This is a genomic window from Rahnella sp. GSA61A (assembly GCF_019969905.1).
GTDB classification, from domain to species: domain Bacteria; phylum Pseudomonadota; class Gammaproteobacteria; order Enterobacterales; family Enterobacteriaceae; genus Rahnella; species Rahnella aceris.
Genome location: NZ_JAHXYO010000007.1, coordinates 86,742 through 106,090 on the forward strand (window position 1 = coordinate 86,742; position 19,349 = coordinate 106,090).

A 19,349-nucleotide genomic window follows, 5' to 3' on the forward strand; every position below is an offset into this window, starting at 1 on the left:
GTATAGTAAAAGTCACATGAATTAAAACTCAAACTGATAGAGCAAATCCAATGCCTGATCGATGCCCGATACAGCCTGCAGGTAAAGCTTGGGCATCAACCGGTAGCGCAGAGTGAGCGTTGCCAGCGAGTCGAATATCCCGACGCCATATTTCACCTGTAAACCCGGTAAAACATAACCACTGACCACGACCTGGGAGCTGTCTCCCACGCCCTGAGTATCCAGCGCCAGATTGCTGACACCGAATGCCTCGCCGATTTTACCCACAAGTTTACCACTTTGTGCAACCCCTAACCCGATAAGAGCGGAAGTCATTGCGCCACTGTCACCGCCGGAGTTGTCTAATCCTTGCCCGCGAAGCAGGTAGGACAAGGCTTCCTGCTGTGACATCGCCGGATCTGAGAATATTTCAAGTTTAGGCGCATCGGCCTCACCGGTAACTCTCAAACCAGCAACCACATCGTTTTCTGTCGCGTCCGGGTTACGGATCGCTTCCAGATTCAGAAGCGGCTGGTCCGCCGGGCCGGAGAACAGCAACTGGCCTTTCCGCACAATCAGATCCTGCCCGTAAGCATGGAAGCGCCCGGACGGAATATTAATTTGCCCGTTCAGCCCCAGGCCGCGGCTGTCCTGTGCCACTTTCAGCGCACCTTCCAGCCGGGCTTTCAGACCGAAGGCATCGAGACGAACATCTTTACCAATGTTCACCATCAGATTGCTGTTGATCGGAATAGAAGCAGAAGCCGGTGCGATAGGCTGACGCTGGTCGTTGAGCATTACTTCATCCGACGACACGCCCACTGCACTTTCCGGCAATTCCTGCACCGTAATGCGCGCCCACGGAATATCAACGGTTCCGTTAAGCGAGAACAACTGCGGCGTGGCATCAAACACTAAATCCGGTGAAACGTCCAGACGTACCATCGGTGGCACGGAAACCCGCACTTTGTTGCCTCTCGCCGCGATGCGGGCGCGCCAGGCATTAATTTCACTCCAGTCGGCGTTACCGTTCAGCTCAAGCTGACCCTGCGCGGTTTTGATCACCCCTTCCATGATGGATGACATACCGTTGAAATTAATGCCGATATTGGCATCGGTGATATCAAACGGCATAAATTGCGCGTCGAAATCAACACCGGTCAGCGCAAGCCTGCCAAACACCAGCGGTTTCTGTGCGTTACCGCCGAGGCGCAGATTGGCATTCAAAATACCCGAGGCTTTTTCGCCGTCCATCAGCGCGGGTTGCAGCAAGGCCATCGAGATACGGGCAATATTCACATTACCGCTGAGGTTACGTTTTCCCTGCGGATCGGCAATCTGGATGCTGCCGTCAAGCTGACCGTTGTGGGTGATTTTAATCAGCCAGTCGAGACTGGCACGACCGTTGTTCAGCCCGGCGTTCAGATTCAGCGTATCAAACGCCACCGGCAGCGGGCTGCCCTGCACCAGTTGCTGAACTTTCACGCCTTTACCCACCAGTGAAACACTGGCCTGCGGCAGTCCGCCTTCCGCTTTCCAGCTCACATCGGCTTTCCCACTGAACACGCCGCTCAGCTGTGTGTCATCGGTCAGGAAAGGTTTGATCATCGCCAGGTCAAAGCGGTTGAGCACCACGCTCGCCTGCCCGCTGGCACCGGCATCAATCGTTTTCGGTACACACAAATCAGCATTCGGATTTTGCCAGCAATGCGGGCCAACGGTGATCCGTTGCTCTTTATTAAAGTAATCCAGTGCAATCGAACGGTTCAGTCGCCATTGCCCGACTGGCGTATCAAACAAGGTATTGGTGATGTCGCCTTTCCATTCCTCGGTTGCACGGTCAAAACTGCCGCTCAGCGCCAGACGGCCGGAAACCGGTTTGCCATCGACTTTCAACGTCAGTTCATGCTTTTTCTCGTTACCTTTGGCCTCGAGATTAATGTCAGTGATATCCAGCGCATCCTGTTTAAGCTGCTGAACGCGTACACTAAAATTCCCCTGGATCTGATCGGTAGAGCTGACGTCGCCTTTAATATCCACGCGCCGCACCGTCAGCGCCTGCCATTTAAGGCCCGTCGCTGTTATATCCGCCAGCAGCTTCGGTGCCTTGAGATCACCGCGCAGTTGCAGCATTCCTTTCACTACGCCGCCCAGCCCCGGCAATGCACCGTCAAGATGTGGGGCATCGACTTTAGCGTCGAGATTCCAGGTATCAGCGAGCGTCCCCTTCACATCCAGATTATTGCGCCCCAGTTCAAGATGCAGTTGCGGGATATCCCACTGCCCATAACTGTTGCCGCGCACATTACCCTGCGCTTTGACCGCGTTTTGCTTCACGTTACCGGTCAGATCCAGCACCGGCACCTGAATCTGCCATGTGCCGCCATACAGGCTGCCGCGCGTGGTGATCTTGCCCTGCAATTTCGCCGGCCAGTCAGGATACTGTTTAGCGGTATTAATGCCGGTCAGCTTCAGTTCACTGTTCCAGCTGATGGCTTTACTCCAGTCCACCACGCCGGTCAGGTCGGTATTGCCTTCCAGCGCGGCAAGGCGCAGCAGGCTCAGTTTGAACTGCTCCACGTTGCCTTTACCGTCAAGGGTCAGCGTCGCAGGCGGTATCTGCTCGCCTTTGAAATCTGAACGCAGTGACAGCGCGTAATCGGTCGCTTTACCACTCACGTTAAATTTGAAGCCTTTCACCTGATACTGCGGCGTGCCGGTCAGCGGCCATTGCAGCGCATCGCTGGTAAGTTGCAGATCCAACGGCAAACCGGCTTCCGCCAGCTGAGTTTGCAAGGCCAGCTGAGCACGCACCGGGCCGGAAAGATTGAGGCCAACATCCAGCTTATCGCGCAGCCCGCCCGCTACTTTCAGTTTGATCTTCTCCCCTTTCAGCGGATCGATATTCACGGCGGTATTGAGGGTCATATCGACCGGCCAGTTCTGGTTGAGCGTCGCCTGCCCCATACCATCCACGGAACCCTGTGGCGAGCGCACCATCAGTTTATCCAGTTTTACAATCTGATTTTGCGTACTGGCTTTCAGCTCGAAACGGGTGATCAGCACATCGGTATCGCCGGTGAGACGCAGGTTTTCGGCGAGAATTTGCTGAATATCCAGATCAACCGGCAGACGGAAATCCGGTAACTCAGGCAGCAGCGGTTTAGCAAACAACTCCTGCAATGTTTCACCCAGCGGTTTCTCCGGCACGACCACCGGCGGTTGTGCCGGTTTGCCCGTCGCTTTTTCGACGGCTTTGTCCTGCGCGGCCTGCACCACGTCCGGTAACGGGCTGACCGGGGTTTTCGGCAGCGCAATCAGTAATCCGCCGATACGCGTTGGCATCAGCTGAATTGCGCGGCCTTCCCAGTGCGCCCCTGTGCGGAATGACGCCAGCGAAATAGCCCGGTCATCCAGCGTAATATTGATGTTATCCAGCGTCAGCAAACGCAGCGTGATCGGATACGGCGTGCTGAGATTGGTTAGCGGCTCGCTGTTTTCCGGCTCAGGTTGCGCGGCGGCTGGCGTCATTTCTTTGGTATTGACCACCACATTCACGTCTTTCACCCGCAACGCATTGACGCAAAGCGCGCTGTTTTTCAGGCAGGAGAAATCGAGGGAAAGGTGAAACTCCCCGGCTTTAACGTCCACACCCGGCATTTCGTAATGCACGCCTTTCAGTGTCAGGTCGCGCCATCCACCTTCGGTACTGGCTATGTTCAGGCCCGGTACGAACCGGTTGGCACCGTTGATCATCAGGTGCAAACCGGTTTGTGTGCCGACCAGAAAGGCCACCAGGCTGATTAACAGCACCAGGAAAATCAGGAATCCCAGGCAGATTTTTTTAAATAAACTCATAATTCCGGACCCAAACCGATGTAAAACTGCAATCCATGCTCATCTTTGTCGCCAACCGGAGCGGCAACATCTAATTTCACCGGGCCGATCGGTGAAGCCCAGCGCACACCCACACCCGCGCCGGTTTTAAAATCGTTTTGTGTAATGTCATTAACCGCTTCACCGGAATCGACAAACACGGCGCCCCACCATTTTCCGGTCACGTTGTACTGGTATTCCACAGAACCGGTGCCCAGATAGGACGCACCGGTCAGCTTGCCTTCGTCATCACGTGGAGAAATGGATTTGTATTTGTAACCACGGATACTGCGGTCACCACCGGCGAAGAAGCGCAAGGATGGCGGCACACGTTCGAAGTCATTGGTTTCAATCCACCCCAGATTGCCGCGGAACACAAAACGGTGCTTGTCAGCCAGGGTGCGGATCCAGACGTTTTGCGCCTGAATCACGGCGAAATCGACGTCAGAACCCCAGCTAGTATCGGACACATCAAGAGAGTAGCGCTGAGAATCGCCCCAGGTTGGCATCAGACCGCCGCGCTGACGCGTACGGTTGAGGCTCACACCCGGATAAATCAGCATGGTGGTGTTGGTCACGCTACCCTGCGTAAAGTGATCAAGGCTCCAGCGCAGATTGACCGCATGCTGCCAGCCGCTCGAGAGATCCCAATAACGCGCCAGATTGACGGTGGTGGAATCTGAATTGGTATCGTTCAGGTCTTCACGTTTGAAACCGCCCTGCACCAGGTAATATTGCTCCAGCGGGGATTTCAGCAGCGGAATTTTATAACTGAGATCTAAAGACTGCTCCGGGCCGGAGAGCGTGGTTGAGGTTTCAAAACTCTGGCCACGCTCGTTAACCCATGGTTTCTTCCAGTTGGCCGTCACCCGCGGGCCAATGTCCGTGGAATAACCGATACCGGTTTCGATGGTATTCTCGGTGCGCGGCGACACCACGGCATTCAGCGGCAGGGTTTTCGTGGCTTTGGCATCCGTGAAATCCGGGGACACGACAACAGAGTTAAACCAGCCGGTAGCAGACAGGCGGCGGTTAAGCTCAGCCAGTTGCGCCGTGGTGTAGTAATCACCCTGATGAAATGGCACCAGATTTTGCAGATATTCATCACGGATCTGCGATCCCTGATAATGGACGTCACCGAAGCGGTAACGCTCGCCGCTGTCAAACTGAATGTCCCAGAACGCTTTGTGCTCGTCTTCGATGACGCCCAGTTGGCTTTTACGCATCGTGGCGTCAAAATAACCTTTGCGCAGGGCAATGCCGGTCAGTGAGCTTTTGAAATTGTCGTACGTCCCGTGGTTTAAAATCGTCCCTACCGCAGGCACATCACGCTGTTTGAGCTGTTCGAATTCATTATCTTTGTCTGCCTGCCCTTCAATCACGACACTCGTGCCAGCGATTTTCACCGGTATCCCTGGTGTCACTTTGGCAATCAACACCGGACGCCCCGGCGGCGGTGTTTCGCGGTAATCAAAATCGATGGTCGGCGAATAATACCCCAGCGGCCTTAAACCCTGTTCAATGGCAGCACTGACGCGGGCACGGAACCGTCCGTTAGCCCCGACTTCATCGCTTTGAATGGCTGATAAACGGACGCGGACGTTCCTTTCTAAATCGCCATCCAGGCCTTCCAGTTGCAAACGCACCTTCGCTGCCATGGAAAGTGAGGGGGCCAGCAGTACAAATAACAAACCCAGTTCACGATATCGTGGCACACGCACTCCTGCTAAATTTTACTGTCCTGTTAAAATATCAGATGCCCGCCGGAGATTATCTGCCCATCTTTGGCAGATTCATCTTTTTAAAGTCTGATGAAAGCATTTTAGTGCTAATCCCCTGAAAATGTTCAACGACGAAGCAACGTCCTTCGTATTGTGTGCAAAGACGCAATCAGATACAACTAACACTGACCTGTTGGTCGTTGTTATTCGTACAAACCTTTTGTGACAAACCTCGTTCACTAAAGCAACAACTGGAGTTTTCTGTGGTGCAACTTTCCGATAAAACGCAGTCTGTCACGCAGGCAGAAGCGTTACCTGGCCGTACAACCCCGATGCCGGTGGCAACCCTTCATGCAGTAAGTGGCCACTCAATGACGCATGTTCCTGACAACATGGAAGTCGCGATTTTTGCGATGGGCTGCTTCTGGGGCGTAGAGCGTTTGTTCTGGCAACAGGAAGGGGTTTACAGTACGGCAGCCGGTTATAGCGGCGGTTTCACTCCCAACCCGACCTACCGTGAAGTGTGTACCGGCCAGACCGGTCATGCGGAAGTCGTGCGCGTAGTCTTTGACCCGGCGATTATCAGCTACACAAAACTGTTGCAGATTTTCTGGGAAAATCACGACCCGGCGCAGGGTATGCGTCAGGGCGGCGATATTGGCACGCAATATCGCTCCGCGCTGTATGTGCTGAGCGCAGAACAACAGGATCAGGCGCTGGCAAGTCTGGCGAGTTTCCAGCAGGCTATGGACGAAGCGAACGATAAGCGCACTATTACCACGGAAATCACCGAAGCCCTGCCGTTCTATTATGCGGAAGATGAACATCAGCAATATCTGTTCAAAAACCCGGAAGGTTACTGCGGATTAGGCGGCATAGGCGTCTGTCTGCCGCCGCAATAATGCGGGATTTTTAAGCGCTGGCGGCAGTCTCAGTGCTGCTGCTATACTATGCGGGTCACAAAAGTGGCCCTTGAAAACTATTTCTGGCAATTATCTTTGTTTTTCATCCTTAACGCTTTTTTCTTCTGAACAGCTTTTTAATGTTTTTTTAAAAAGGGTGTTCTTTAAGCAACAAAAATAATGAGTGCCTTTCTCTGCCGGTTAATTCCGGTGTTAAACGGATAGATTATGTTAAACAGTATTTTACTGATTCTCTTATTAATCGCGATCAGTGCCTTTTTCTCGCTGTCAGAGATATCGCTGGCCGCTTCCCGCAAAATAAAACTCAAACAGTTGGCAGACGAAGGAAACGTCAATGCCTCCCGTGTCATGAAGTTACAGGAAACCCCTGGCCTGTTCTTTACCGTGGTGCAGATTGGCCTCAATGCCGTCGCCATCCTCGGTGGTATCGTGGGTGATGCCGCATTTTCCCCGGCTTTCCGGACCTTTTTTATCCGCTTTATGTCGCCTGAAATGGCGGATCAGATCAGCTTTATCTTTTCGTTCGTGCTGGTCACCAGCCTGTTCATTTTGTTTGCTGACCTGACACCGAAGCGCATCGGTATGATTTCACCTGAGTCGGTTGCCGTCCGTATAGTCAACCCGATGCGTTTCTGTCTGATGATTTGCCGCCCGATGGTGTGGTTCTTCAACGGTATGGCGAACATGATTTTCCGTCTGTTCAAGCTGCCCATGGTGCGTAACGACGACATCACTTCCGACGATATTTATGCCGTCTTTGAAGCCGGTGCGCTGGCGGGCGTACTGCGTAAGCAGGAACATGAACTGATTGAGAATGTGTTCGAGCTGGAATCCCGTACCGTTCCGTCGTCAATGACCTCGCGTGAAAGCGTGATTTATTTTGACCTGCGTGAAAGCGAAGAAAGTATTAAAGAGAAAATCGCCACACACCCGCATTCCAAATTCCTGGTGTGTGACGGTCATATTGATCAGGTCGTCGGTTATGTTGATTCGAAAGATTTACTGAACCGTGTGCTGGGTAATCAGAGCTTAATGTTGAGCAGCGGTGTGCAAATCCGCAATGCGCTGATTGTGCCGGATACGCTGACGCTTTCCGAAGCACTGGAAAGCTTCAAAGCGGCAGGCGAAGACTTTGCCGTGATCCTCAACGAATATGCGCTGGTGGTGGGTATTATCACGCTTAACGACGTGATGACCACACTGATGGGGGATCTGGTGGGTCAGGGTATGGAAGAACAGATTGTGGCCCGTGATGAGCATTCATGGCTGGTTGAAGGCGGTACGCCAATCGAAGACGTGATGCGCGTGCTGCATATCGAAGAATTCCCGCAATCCGGTAACTATGAAACCATCGGCGGCTTCATGATGTTCATGCTGCGCAAGATCCCTAAGCGTACGGATTTTGTGAAATTCTCCGGCTTCAAATTTGAAGTGGTCGATATCGACAGCTATAAGATTGATCAGTTGCTGGTGACGCGTATTGTCGACCAGCCTGCTGCACCGCTGCTGCCAAAAACGCCGCAGGAAATTAAAGACGACAAGAAAGCGCAGGGGTAAGGCGCTTTTTCAAGCGTGGAAAATTCAAACGCCAGAAACACTAACGGCTCCTTCAGGGAGCCGTTTCTTTTTGCGCACACTGCTATAAAGCAGTGACAACACGCAGGGCACACTTAGCCCATTTCTGCCTGCAAATGCGTAACCTGACGGTTAACTTCAGACATCACGCTAAAGTGGCGCTTATCGCGTACCTTAGGCAACAGGATCTTGCCTTGGTCGAATTCAAAAGCGCCGACGTCCTTGATATACAAACGTCCACGAAACAGTGTCTTAACGTACTTTGCGACTTTCATCGGATTGTAACGCTGGAATATTCTCATTTTTCTATTGTTCTCCGTTAAATCACTGCAGGTACCGGCCACGTCGCAAGGCGACAGATACCGGGACAGAAAAGTGTTTTGCAGTGAAGAGACCTATAACATAGCAGGGCACTCAGGTATTGCCAGTGGATTTAACTGCTTTTACATTGATTTTCAGTATTGTCTTAAACCCTGACATTCAAACACAGTATAACCCTGCTTTATGTGGCAATTTTGTAATCAGCAACACAAATTTAACATACCAACAGGACAGACCACTTAGGGCGTCCTATGATTGGCGTGACTGTTCTTTTGCGCCCCGGAGAATCTATGCTTTTAAGAAGTCTTTTTGTGATCACTTTTATGACATTTTCGCTTTTTGCATCTGCCCACAACTTTACCGTCGGCCAGCGTCTGGCACCGGTCGGGGTGGATGATAAAGGCGAACTGAATGACGTTAAGGATGCATTCAGTTACAGCAAATGGAACAGCGCAAAACTTCCTGGAAAAGTGCGTATTGTGCAGCACATGGCGGGAAGAAGCAGCGCCAAGGCCCTGAACGAACCGCTAATTACGGCGATCAGAGCCGCGAATTTGCCCCATGACCGTTATCAGACCACGACTATCGTCAATACCGACGACGCTATTATCGGTACCGGCATGTTTGTGCGTAAAAGCATAGAAAGCGGCAAACGTGAATTCCCGTGGTCGCAGGTAATTGTCGACAGCAACGGTGCGGTGAAAAAGGCATGGGACCTGCAACCGGAAAGTTCAGCGGTGGTGGTTCTGGATAAACACGGGGTAATTAAATTCGCCAAAGACGGGCAGTTGTCACCGGAGGAAGTCCAGCAGGTGATTATGCTGGTGGATCAGCTGGTAAAAGAATAAAACGTAAAAACCCCGGCGTAAACCGGGGTGTCATATCAGAATAAAGACACTCTGAAGCCCGGATTCAGGAACGATTCGCGTGGCACGTAGTTCAGCGTCTGCCCTTTCCAGTCATGTACCTGCGCACCGGCAGCCAGCGCGACAGCATGACCGGCGCCGGTATCCCAGATATTGGTCGGTCCGAAGCGCGGATAAAGTTGTGCCGCACCTTCAGCCACCAGACAGAATTTCAGCGACGAGCCGATCGCTACCGTCTGATGTTCGCCCAGTTGCGCCAGGTAATCCTGCAATTCAGGGTCATTACTGAAGTGTGAACGACTGACGACCACCAGCGGCGGATGCGCTTCTTTCACTGCAATCTGCTGACGTTCGCCCTGCTCTTCTTTCCAGGCTTTGCCTTCTGCGGCGCTGTACATCACCTTGGTCACCGGCACGTACACCACGCCTAACACCGGGATACCGTCTTCGATCAGCGCAATATTAACGGTGAATTCACCGTTACGTTTCAGGAATTCTTTGGTACCGTCCAGCGGATCAACCAGCCAGTAGCGCGTCCAGTTCTGGCGCTCGCTCCAGCTTTGCGGGTCTTCTTCCGACAGCATCGGCGTTTGCGGATCCAGCGTTTGCAGGCCGGCTTTAATCACGTTGTGCGCTGCAATATCTGCTGCGGTGACCGGCGAATCGTCTTTTTTATGGCGCGCATCAAGCGGTTGTTCACCGTCATACACCGCCATGATCGCGTCACCCGCATCGCGCGCTAACTGACAAATTTGCTCTAACATCGTTTACCTCAGTGCTTTGATTCTCATTTCTCAAGCCTAGTTTTTTTTGCCGCGAATAGCCATCCCGTAATGTGAACACGTCATAAAGCTGTTACATCTCACATTTATCCATGACAACTGATTACATTCTCAGCAAATTTTGAGATACATATCCGGTTTTCTCTTACGGGCATCATCCCTTTCTCTGGAGGCAAGGCAATGAATAAACGTCATCTGACGTTATCCCTGCTGGCGGTACTGACGGCAGCATCCGTTCAGGCGTCACAGGTGGATCTGCGTATTATGGAAACCACGGACCTGCACAGCAACATGATGGACTTCGATTACTACAAAGATAAACCGACCGATAAATTTGGACTGGTGCGCACCGCGAGCCTGATCCATGCGGCACGGAACGAAGTCACCAACTCAGTATTAGTCGATAACGGCGACATCATACAGGGCAGCCCGCTGGGCGATTATATGGCGGCGAAAGGCCTGAAACAGGGCGACGTCCATCCTGTTTATCTGGCGATGAATACACTCGATTATGCGGTCGGTAATCTCGGTAATCACGAATTTAACTACGGTCTGGATTATCTGAAAAAAGCGCTGGCCGGGGCGAAGTTTCCTTACGTAAATGCCAACGTCATTGATGATAAAACCGGTAAGCCGCTGTTCACACCATTCCTGATCACCGATAACGCGGTAAAAGACCGGGAAGGTAAAACCCATAATCTCCGCATCGGCTATATCGGTTTCGTGCCGCCGCAAATCATGGTCTGGGACAAAGCTAATCTGCAAGGCAAAGTCACTGTGGCGGATATCACCGAAACCGCTAAAAAGTGGATCCCCGAAATGCGTAAGCAAGGTGCCGACATCATTGTCGCCATCCCGCACTCTGGTCTTTCCGGCGACCCATACAAAACCATGGCAGAAAACTCGGTGTATTACCTGAGCCAGGTGAAAGGCATCGACGCCATTATGTTCGGCCATGCGCACGCGGTTTTCCCGAGTGAGGAATTCGCCAGCATCAAAGGCGCGGACATCAGACAAGGCACGCTGAATGGTGTTCCTGCCGTGATGCCCGGCATGTGGGGCGACCATCTTGGTGTCGTGGATATGGTGCTGAACAACGACAGTGGCAGCTGGAAAGTCGAAACGGCTAAAGCTGAAGCGCGCCCGATTTACGATAAAGAGCAGAAGAAATCTCTGGCGGCGGAAGATCAGAGTCTGGTGAAAGTGCTCGCCCCTTCTCATGACGCAACACGTAAATTTGTCAGTAAGCCAATCGGCAAATCCACCGACAACATGTACAGCTATCTGGCACTGGTTCAGGACGACCCGACGGTACAAATCGTCAATAATGCGCAGAAAGCCTATACCGAACATTTCATTCAGGGTGACCCGGATTTAGCCGATCTGCCGGTACTTTCTGCTGCTGCACCCTTTAAAGTCGGCGGACGTAAAAACGATCCGGCCAGTTTCGTGGAAGTGGAAAAAGGCGAGCTGACTTTCCGCAATGCGGCAGATTTGTATCTGTATCCGAATACACTGGTGGTGATGAAAGTCACCGGACAGGAAGTCAAAGACTGGCTGGAATGTTCTGCCGGACAGTTTAATCAAATCGATATTCACAGCACCAAACCACAACCGCTGATCAACTGGGATGGCTTCCGTACTTATAATTTTGACGTTATCGACGGCGTGAAATATGAAGTTGATGTCAGCCAGCCGGCAAAATTCGATGGTGAATGCGCACTGATTAATAAAGATGCAGAACGCATTAAAAACCTGACCTACAACGGTAAGCCGATAGACCTGAAAGCCACCTTCCTGGTCGCCACGAATAATTACCGGGCTTACGGCGGAAAATTCGCAGGCACCGGCGATAAACACATTGCTTTCGCGTCACCGGATGAAAACCGTTCCGTGGTTGCGGCGTACATCAGTGCCGAAACCAAAAAAGCAGGCGCGGTCACGCCAACGGCGGACAACAACTGGAAGTTGGCGAAAATTGCAGCAACGCAACCGCTGGATATCCGTTTCGAAACGTCTCCTGGCGACAAAGCGGCGGCCTTTATTCAGTCTCACGCGCAATACCCGATGATGGCCAAAGGCACCGATGCCATAGGTTTTGAGATTTATCAGGTCGATTTGCAAAAATAATGCCCTGTCAAACGCCCCGCCCGGGGCGTTTTTTCTTTCTGTACTTCCTTTGAGCTATAGCCGCGCCTTAAACATGTATTTATAATGCATGTTATAAATTCCTTCATTTAACGAGGCTTCATCATGGACTATCGCGACCAACCCCTTGGCGCTCTGGCTGTTGCCATTCCGCGCGCTACCCGTCTGTTCCGTCAGTACGATCTCGATTTCTGCTGTGGCGGTAAACAAACCCTGCTGCGCGCCGTCACCAAAAAAGAGCTGGATATTGATCTCATCGAACAGCAGATTGCTGAAATTGCCCGGCTGCCGGATACCTCCACTGACTGGAAAACCGCACCGCTGGCGCAAATTATCGATTTTATTATTCCTCGCTACCATGACCGCCACCGTCAGGAGCTGCCTGAACTGGTTCTGATGGCAGAGAAAGTGGAACGGGTACACGGTGACAAATTGCCTTGTCCCCACGGTCTGGCGGTTCAGCTGCAACTGATTCTGGAAGAACTGACCAGCCATATGATGAAAGAAGAACAGATCCTGTTCCCGATGATCCGCGGCGGAATGGGCCGTCAGGCTGCCGGTCCGATTTCAGTCATGGAACGTGAGCACGATGATGCGGGGCAGATTCTTGAAGAGATTAAACGTCTGACCAATAACGTGACGCCGCCGGAAGGGGCGTGTGTGACCTGGCGGGCGCTGTATGCCGGGATCAACGAATTCATCACCGACCTGATGGAGCATATCCATCTGGAAAACAACCTGTTGTTCCCGCGCGCGCTGCGTGGCGAATAATTCAGGTTTCAGAGGTAAAAAAGGGCGCATATGCGCCCTTTCTTGTTTCTGCTATCCGGAAGGAATTACAGAATTTCCAACAGCTCAACTTCGAAGATCAGCGCGCTGTATGGAGGGATGGAAGCCCCCGCGCCACGTTCGCCGTAAGCCAGGTTATGCGGGATATACAGCTCCCACTTAGAACCGACAGGCATCAGGGTCAGTGCTTCGATCCAACCTGCGATCACGCCATTGACCGGGAATTCAGCCGGCTCGCCACGCTGTACGGAGCTGTCAAACACGGTACCGTCGATCAGTTTACCGGTGTAATGAACACGTACGCGATCCTGACGGCCCGGAATGGTGCCTTCGCCCTGGGTGATGACAGAGAATTGCAGACCAGACTCGGTGCTGCTCACGCCTTCGCGCTGTGCATTTGCAGCCAGGAATTCCTGACCCTGAACAGCCAGAGCTTCCTGGCGTTCACGACGAACAGCATCAGCACGTTCGTGGACTTCACGCAGTGCGCGGTGAACCACATCAACAGGAACGGCTGGCGTATTCCCTTCCAGCGCGTCGCGTAAGCCTGCCAGCAGTGCGTCAGGCTCTAAACCCTGCAAACCTGATTCCTGCAACTGTTGACCGACCTGCAGGCCGATACCGTAACTTGCCTGCGCTTCTACGCTGTCAAATGAAGGGGTAGTCATGAAATTTCCTTAGCTCTTAAAAATGTCGAACGCGCAGCATAGCAGCGCAAGGCTTTTGGGTAAAATTCTCTGTGAGGCAACATGACGGCAGGCGCAGTTCCTTTCCCTTTTCGGTAAATTTTTCGCATTTGACGCCATTCACGACATCGTTCGGGTGATATTTGTGCTTTGTCCCTTTCCGCATCAAGCAGTTAAACGGCTATACTAGGCAGCAACAGGCAGTCGACATTACGACAGTTAACAAGAGAGGTCGTCATGGGCAGAATCCCGCCCAGGAGAAGGAAAGCCATCCGTATTTATCAACCCATGTTGAGATCCTGGATTGCCATTATGAAAAGGCCGATGCGAGACACCACAGCACCGCAGAGTGAAAGCGAGAGTGAAATCACTTCTGCAGAAACGGAAACCGGTACTTCCGCCGCCGCCCGGGGCAAAACGCTGCTGAGCAAAATCTGGCACATGAGCGACGATTTCCACTGGTTGTCGCCCCTGCCGTATGCGCACCGCCGCGGCATTATTCTGGCTGTGCTGGTCATCCTGCTGGCATTACTGTGGCCCTATACGCCAGAAAACACCTATGCGCCGTCGCAACCGCAACAACCGGCAAGTATCCCGATGCAGGCCGATTTGCGTAACGATCAGGGCCGCACAACGCAAATGGCGCAGCCTGAGCCTGTTCAGCCGCAGAGTAATGACAACAGCGGCACGTGGCGCAGTTATCAGGTGCAGTCGGGTCAGACGCTGGCGCAGTTGTTCCGCGATAATAATATGGCAGTAAATGACGTATTTTCGATGGCACGGGTAGAAGGGGCGGACAAACCACTGAGTACCCTGAAAACCGGGCAGGAAGTGAAGATACAGCGTGATGCGCAGGGGATGGTCATGGCCCTGCAAGTGACAACGGATCAAAATGTTACCGTGACGTTTACCCGTCAGCCGGACGGCAGTTTCCAGCGCGGTAACTGATCGGCTTCTTATCTTTGCATTGTTCATCATGCAGAAAAGCAAAACGCCGGCACATGGCCGGCGTTTCACAGGTTAACTTCAGCGCTATTACGCTTCAGCAACCACAACTACGTTCAGTTTAGCGAATACGTCGCTGTGTACCTGGAACTCAACTTCGTGTTCACCAGTGGTACGCAGAACGCCATTCGGCAAACGAACTTCGCTTTTAGCAACTTCAACGCCAGCAGCAGTTACTGCATCAGCAATATCGCGAGTACCGATAGAGCCGAACAGTTTGCCTTCGTCGCCTGATTTAGACGCGATGGTTACTGAACCCAGTTCGTTGATTTTAGTTGCGCGAGCTTCAGCAGCGTTCAGAACGTCAGCCAGTTTGGCTTCCAGTTCTGCACGACGTGCTTCGAAGAACTCAACGTTTTTCTTGGTAGCAGGAACAGCTTTGCCCTGTGGTACCAGGAAGTTACGAGCGTAGCCCGCTTTAACGTTAACTTGATCACCCAGGCTGCCCAGGTTTGCTACTTTATCAAGCAGAATAACTTGCATTACTTTATCCTCTCAAAGTCGTTAATAGACAGTGGCCGATTACTGATGACGATCAGTGTATGGCAACAATGAAAGGTAGCGAGCGCGCTTGATGCAACGAGCGAGCTGACGCTGGTATTTTGCACGAGTACCGGTAATACGGCTCGGGACAATTTTACCGCTTTCGGTAATGTAGTTTTTCAGTGTAGCGATGTCTTTGTAATCAATCTCTACAACGCCTTCCGCGGTGAAACGGCAGAACTTGCGACGACGGAAATAACGTGCCATTAGGCTAGTCTCCAGAATCTATCAAATCAATCTGCTCGGCATGTAACACCACTTTATTCAGACCATTGCGCCCTTGATGGCAGCTAATGAATCCGGTCACAGTGAGTTGCGTGCCGACCGTTATACTGTGAGTTAATGCTTGTGACGCTTGTCCACTGACAACCACGGGCATTCTGCACCATGCTTGTCGGTTAAATCCGGCTTCCTGCTGCGACGATTTGTGCTCTAGCACAAACTGGCAGTGTGGAATGCCCGAAGGACTGACTTTACGAATGGGGGTCTTGCACACAGTGCCCGACAACACCAGACGATTCGCCGTCACGGCAATTACTCTTCAGAATCCCCAGCTTCAGCATCATCGTTAGCTTCAGCAAAGTCTTCGCGGCGATCACGACGCTCGTCTTTTGCTTTAACCATTGGAGATGCTTCAGTTACCGCGTGTTTAGTACGCATAACCATGCTACGGATAACGGCGTCGTTGAAGCGGAAGTTAGTTTCCAGCTCATCGATCGCTTCCTGCGGAGCTTCAACGTTCAGCAGAACGTAGTGGGCTTTGTGCAGTTTGTTGATCGGGTAAGCCAGTTGACGGCGGCCCCAGTCTTCCAGACGGTGAATCTGACCAGCTGCGTTAGTGATTACTGCACTGTAACGCTCGATCATGCCCGGAACCTGTTCGCTTTGGTCAGGGTGAACCATAAAAACGATTTCGTAATGACGCATCGAATTGCTCCTTACGGATTATTCAGCCTCCTGTCAGGGTCAACCGCGGCCCATGGAAGCAAGGAACGTGTTTGTGTGCGGTCGAAAAAATGACGCGCAATTATATGTACAGCCTGTGGGAAACTCAAGGAGAAAGGCAGATTAATTTCTCTACAGCTTTGCAGCGAAGAATGCCGTGACTTCTGCCAGCGCATGAACCGAGACTTTATGCTTCGCGCCAGCTTCAGAAATAAAGGTCAGATTATCATCTGCACCGCTTTCAGCCAGTTCCTGCCGCAAGCGCTGGCTTTCAGCAAAAGGCACCACATCATCTTCTTCACCGTGCCAGACAAACAACGGAATATCTGCGATTAACGCCGCTTTCCCGGTGAAATCCAGACTCAGCAAAGGCGCGATTTCGCGTTCAAATACGTCACGCTGCACAATGCCACCGGCGTTGTAAGCTGGAAAAAGGTGGTGAGATAAACGCGCGAAATAACCAGAGCCCATCAGGTTAGCCGCCGCTTTAATCCATGGGAATTTGATCAGCGCCGCCATGGTGGTCATGCCCCCCATCGAAACGCCAGCGACGCCTAAACGCTGCGGATCCGCCAGACCGCGTCCGACAAACTCGTCTTTCAGACACGCCAGTTCATCAATGTTGTTCTGCAAAATGCTCCAGAAATTCGCCAGACATCGCGCTTCGTCGTTTTCTGCGCGCGCACCGTGCATTAATGCATCAGGCAATATCACGCGAAAACCCGCCTTTGCCAGCGTGTAGCCGAAATATGAGTAAATCTCTTTGGAAGACAGAAAACCATGATAGAAAAAAATCGTCGGAAGTTGTTGCTGATACTGTCCGGCTGGCACGGCATGAATGATCTGGATCCCTTCAATATTTTCTTCGTACATCTCAACCATCGTGCTTTCCCCTGTGCATTTAGAAAAAATATCGGCCTCTGTGAGTTTTGACATTCTACGGGTCTGCAAAACGGCGACCACAACCTTTTTCGTATGATTTATAACCCGTTATTCAAAATCCGCATTTTTCAGTTGGCTGACCTTAATTCAAATTCACACATTTATATTTATTTCATTGATTCAGATCAATTTTACATGAAATAAATAGTTACATTTGATCGTTAATCCTTTCCCGTTCTCCGCCGTTAGTGCGCTATCAGAAGCTAACGGGAAAAACCCATGAAAACGGCATCAAAACGCTCATTTCGACGGTGGAGCATAGGCGCAAAACTGGCCAGCATCGCCTCCCTGCTGGTCGGTTCCTTATTTATTATTTTCACTTTGTCACTGACTCACTCCGCCGGAAAGCAGGTCAATGAACTGGCCGTTAACGCCATTTCCGAGCAGGTGACCGGTGTGGTAGACATGATCGAAATGTACAATGCCAGCCTGAATGCGGAAGTGGACAGCTATACGCGTCTGTTCAGCCATTTTCTGCCATCGGATTTCGAACTTGATACTACCAGCCCGATGATGGTGGGCGATCAGTCAGCACCTGTCATAAAAGCAGGCGGTACGCCACTGAATCTGGATAGCAAAATCCCCGATGATTTTCTGGCGCGCACCGGCGCAATTTCCACAGTGTTTGCACGCCGCGGCGATGACTTTATCCGCGTAACCACGTCCCTGAAAAAACAGGACGGCACCCGCGCCATCGGCACCTTGCTCGACAGTAGCAGCCCGGCTTACGCACAGATTATGGCAGGGCAACCTTTCAGCGGACTGGCAACGCTGTTCGGCAAAAAATACATCACCAAATATCAGCCGGTGCGCGATACGCAGGGCAGCGTGATTGGGATTTTATTTGTGGGTGTGGATATCACCCAGGAATATGCTGATATGCGCCAGAAGATCCTGTCCAAACGCATTGGCGAGAAAGGCTATTTCTTTGTGCTGAACAGCGCACCCGGTAAAGATCTCGGTAAATATCTGGTGCACTTCACTGATGAAGGAAAAACGCCAGCGTGGCCTGAAGGCGAACTGCAGCAGGTCATGTCACAGCCAAAAGGCCAGCGTGAATACACTGACGCAACCAGCCAGCATCAGCAATTCATGGTATATGCGAATGTGCCGGCCTGGCATTGGGTGGTGGTCGGCAGTACCGATAAAAACAGCCTGGTGGAACAGGTCAACAGCACGCGTAATCACTTCCTGATGGTGAGCCTGCTGGCGCTGGCATGTTTCGCTGCACTGTTTATCTGGCTGACGCGCAAGCTGGTCAGCCGCCCGCTGAGCGACGTCGTGAGTATTGCACAACAATATGCCAGCGGTGACCTGCGCGCGCGGGCTGAAACCCAGCGTGTTGATGAAATTGGTGCCCTGATGCATGCGATCGACGGCATCGGCCACGGGCTGGAAAAAATTGTCGGTGAAGTCCGGCAGGTTTCCTCTGAAATTATGATGAATACGCAAGGACTTGCGCACGACAGCGAGCAGATTAATCATCAGATCGGCACGCAAGCCAGCAGTCTGGAAGAAACCTCAGCCAGCATGGAGCAGATCACCGCTACCGTACAGAACACGGCGGACAATGCCACACAGGCCACTCAACTGGTGCAACAGACCGACAAAGCGGCCACTGTCGGTGCTGATGCAGTAAATCAGTCGGTTGAGAGCATGGAGGCCATTAAGCACGCCTCAACGCGTATCGCGGATATCACGACCGTCATCGAGGGCATCGCCTTCCAGACCAATATTCTGGCCCTTAACGCCGCCGTAGAAGCCGCCAGAGCCGGTGAGCACGGGCGCGGATTCGCGGTTGTCGCTGCAGAAGTCCGGGCGCTGGCACAGCGCAGTTCAAATGCGGTGAAGGAGATTGAAAATCTGGTCGCGGATTCCCTGAGCAAAGTCGAGGACGGCCACCAGAGTGCAGCCAAAACGCAGGTAAACATGAACGATATTTTGCAGGGTATTCGCCAGGTCAAAGTGCTGATGAGCGATATCGATCTGGCCTCGCACGAGCAGTCGTCCGGTATTTCACAGGTAAACATTGCCATTATGCAGATTGGTAAAGCGACGCAGGAGAACGCCACGCTGGTGGAGAATTCACAGCAAACTGCGGCGGCGCTCAGCGAACAAGGCCGCCATCTCTCACAACTGGTCAGCGTCTTTAAAATTTCCGAACGGTAAGACGTGAATTGCGCGGCAATATACACCGCGCGGACTCGCCAGCACACCGGTGAAAGGGCTACACTTCAGGGTATCGCCC

At 52.2% G+C, this 19,349-nt stretch carries 17 protein-coding genes; 7 read left to right on the top strand and 10 right to left on the bottom strand.

Features of this window, described 5'->3' with window-relative positions; genetic code table 11:
• Positions 1-21: 21 nt before the first annotated feature.
• Both LC431_RS11245 and LC431_RS11250 read right to left on the bottom strand, forming a co-directional pair.
• Positions 22-3,837, bottom strand: coding sequence for a translocation/assembly module TamB domain-containing protein (locus LC431_RS11245; RefSeq protein WP_112152040.1), 3,816 nt, complete (start codon positions 3,835-3,837; stop codon positions 22-24).
• Positions 3,834-5,513, bottom strand: a complete 1,680-nt coding sequence (locus tag LC431_RS11250; RefSeq protein WP_255611209.1) for an autotransporter assembly complex family protein — start codon at positions 5,511-5,513, stop codon at positions 3,834-3,836. Before LC431_RS11250 ends, LC431_RS11245 begins: the two co-directional genes overlap by 4 nt.
• A gap of 329 nt (positions 5,514-5,842) precedes the next feature.
• Between LC431_RS11250 and msrA the strand changes: the two genes are divergently transcribed.
• Together msrA and LC431_RS11260 are read left to right on the top strand one after the other, a co-directional pair.
• Positions 5,843-6,478, top strand: a complete 636-nt coding sequence (gene msrA, locus LC431_RS11255) for a peptide-methionine (S)-S-oxide reductase MsrA (RefSeq protein WP_014411565.1) — start codon at positions 5,843-5,845, stop codon at positions 6,476-6,478.
• Between the two features lie 228 nt (positions 6,479-6,706).
• Positions 6,707-8,056, top strand: coding sequence for a hemolysin family protein (locus tag LC431_RS11260; RefSeq protein ID WP_013573786.1), 1,350 nt, complete (start codon positions 6,707-6,709; stop codon positions 8,054-8,056).
• Between the two features lie 113 nt (positions 8,057-8,169).
• On the opposite strand, the gene LC431_RS11265 is transcribed toward LC431_RS11260, so the two are convergent.
• Positions 8,170-8,376 (bottom strand): DUF1107 domain-containing protein, encoded by a 207-nt coding sequence (locus tag LC431_RS11265; protein ID WP_013573785.1) that lies wholly within the window; start codon positions 8,374-8,376, stop codon positions 8,170-8,172.
• Between the two features lie 309 nt (positions 8,377-8,685).
• Here LC431_RS11265 and LC431_RS11270 point away from each other — a divergent pair, with 309 nt between their 5' ends.
• Positions 8,686-9,243 (top strand): YtfJ family protein, encoded by a 558-nt coding sequence (locus LC431_RS11270; RefSeq protein WP_013573784.1) that lies wholly within the window; start codon positions 8,686-8,688, stop codon positions 9,241-9,243.
• Between the two features lie 35 nt (positions 9,244-9,278).
• Here LC431_RS11270 and cysQ read toward each other — a convergent pair whose 3' ends face one another.
• Positions 9,279-10,025 (bottom strand): 3'(2'),5'-bisphosphate nucleotidase CysQ, encoded by a 747-nt coding sequence (cysQ, locus tag LC431_RS11275; protein ID WP_013573783.1) that lies wholly within the window; start codon positions 10,023-10,025, stop codon positions 9,279-9,281.
• A 198-nt stretch (positions 10,026-10,223) separates the two neighbouring features.
• Here cysQ and LC431_RS11280 point away from each other — a divergent pair, with 198 nt between their 5' ends.
• Positions 10,224-12,173: a bifunctional 2',3'-cyclic-nucleotide 2'-phosphodiesterase/3'-nucleotidase gene (locus LC431_RS11280; protein WP_112152038.1), complete on the top strand. Its 1,950-nt coding sequence runs from the start codon at positions 10,224-10,226 to the stop codon at positions 12,171-12,173.
• Positions 12,174-12,296: 123 nt separating this feature from the next.
• Positions 12,297-12,962, top strand: a complete 666-nt coding sequence (gene ytfE, locus LC431_RS11285) for an iron-sulfur cluster repair protein YtfE (RefSeq protein WP_013573781.1) — start codon at positions 12,297-12,299, stop codon at positions 12,960-12,962.
• Between the two features lie 65 nt (positions 12,963-13,027).
• On the opposite strand, the gene fklB is transcribed toward ytfE, so the two are convergent.
• Positions 13,028-13,648, bottom strand: coding sequence for an FKBP-type peptidyl-prolyl cis-trans isomerase (gene fklB / locus LC431_RS11290; RefSeq protein WP_037034256.1), 621 nt, complete (start codon positions 13,646-13,648; stop codon positions 13,028-13,030).
• Positions 13,649-13,903: 255 nt separating this feature from the next.
• Between fklB and LC431_RS11295 the strand changes: the two genes are divergently transcribed.
• Positions 13,904-14,614 carry a LysM-like peptidoglycan-binding domain-containing protein gene (locus LC431_RS11295; RefSeq protein WP_013573779.1) on the top strand — a complete coding sequence of 237 codons (711 nt, stop codon included), beginning with the start codon at positions 13,904-13,906 and terminating at the stop codon, positions 14,612-14,614.
• Positions 14,615-14,701: 87 nt separating this feature from the next.
• Here the strand turns inward: LC431_RS11295 and rplI are convergent, their stop codons facing one another.
• The 5 genes from rplI to yjfP form a co-directional block, all read right to left on the bottom strand.
• Complete coding sequence (gene rplI, locus LC431_RS11300) at positions 14,702-15,154, bottom strand: 50S ribosomal protein L9 (protein ID WP_013573778.1); 453 nt, start codon at positions 15,152-15,154, stop codon at positions 14,702-14,704.
• A gap of 39 nt (positions 15,155-15,193) precedes the next feature.
• Complete coding sequence (rpsR, locus tag LC431_RS11305) at positions 15,194-15,421, bottom strand: 30S ribosomal protein S18 (RefSeq protein WP_002210155.1); 228 nt, start codon at positions 15,419-15,421, stop codon at positions 15,194-15,196.
• 4 nt (positions 15,422-15,425) lie between these two features.
• Positions 15,426-15,743, bottom strand: a complete 318-nt coding sequence (gene priB / locus LC431_RS11310; protein WP_013573777.1) for a primosomal replication protein N — start codon at positions 15,741-15,743, stop codon at positions 15,426-15,428.
• A gap of 5 nt (positions 15,744-15,748) precedes the next feature.
• Positions 15,749-16,141, bottom strand: a complete 393-nt coding sequence (gene rpsF / locus LC431_RS11315; RefSeq protein ID WP_013573776.1) for a 30S ribosomal protein S6 — start codon at positions 16,139-16,141, stop codon at positions 15,749-15,751.
• Between the two features lie 150 nt (positions 16,142-16,291).
• Complete coding sequence (gene yjfP, locus LC431_RS11320) at positions 16,292-17,041, bottom strand: esterase (protein ID WP_013573775.1); 750 nt, start codon at positions 17,039-17,041, stop codon at positions 16,292-16,294.
• 279 nt (positions 17,042-17,320) lie between these two features.
• Between yjfP and LC431_RS11325 the strand changes: the two genes are divergently transcribed.
• Positions 17,321-19,270, top strand: coding sequence for a methyl-accepting chemotaxis protein (locus tag LC431_RS11325; RefSeq protein WP_153376579.1), 1,950 nt, complete (start codon positions 17,321-17,323; stop codon positions 19,268-19,270).
• Positions 19,271-19,349: the final 79 nt, after the last annotated feature.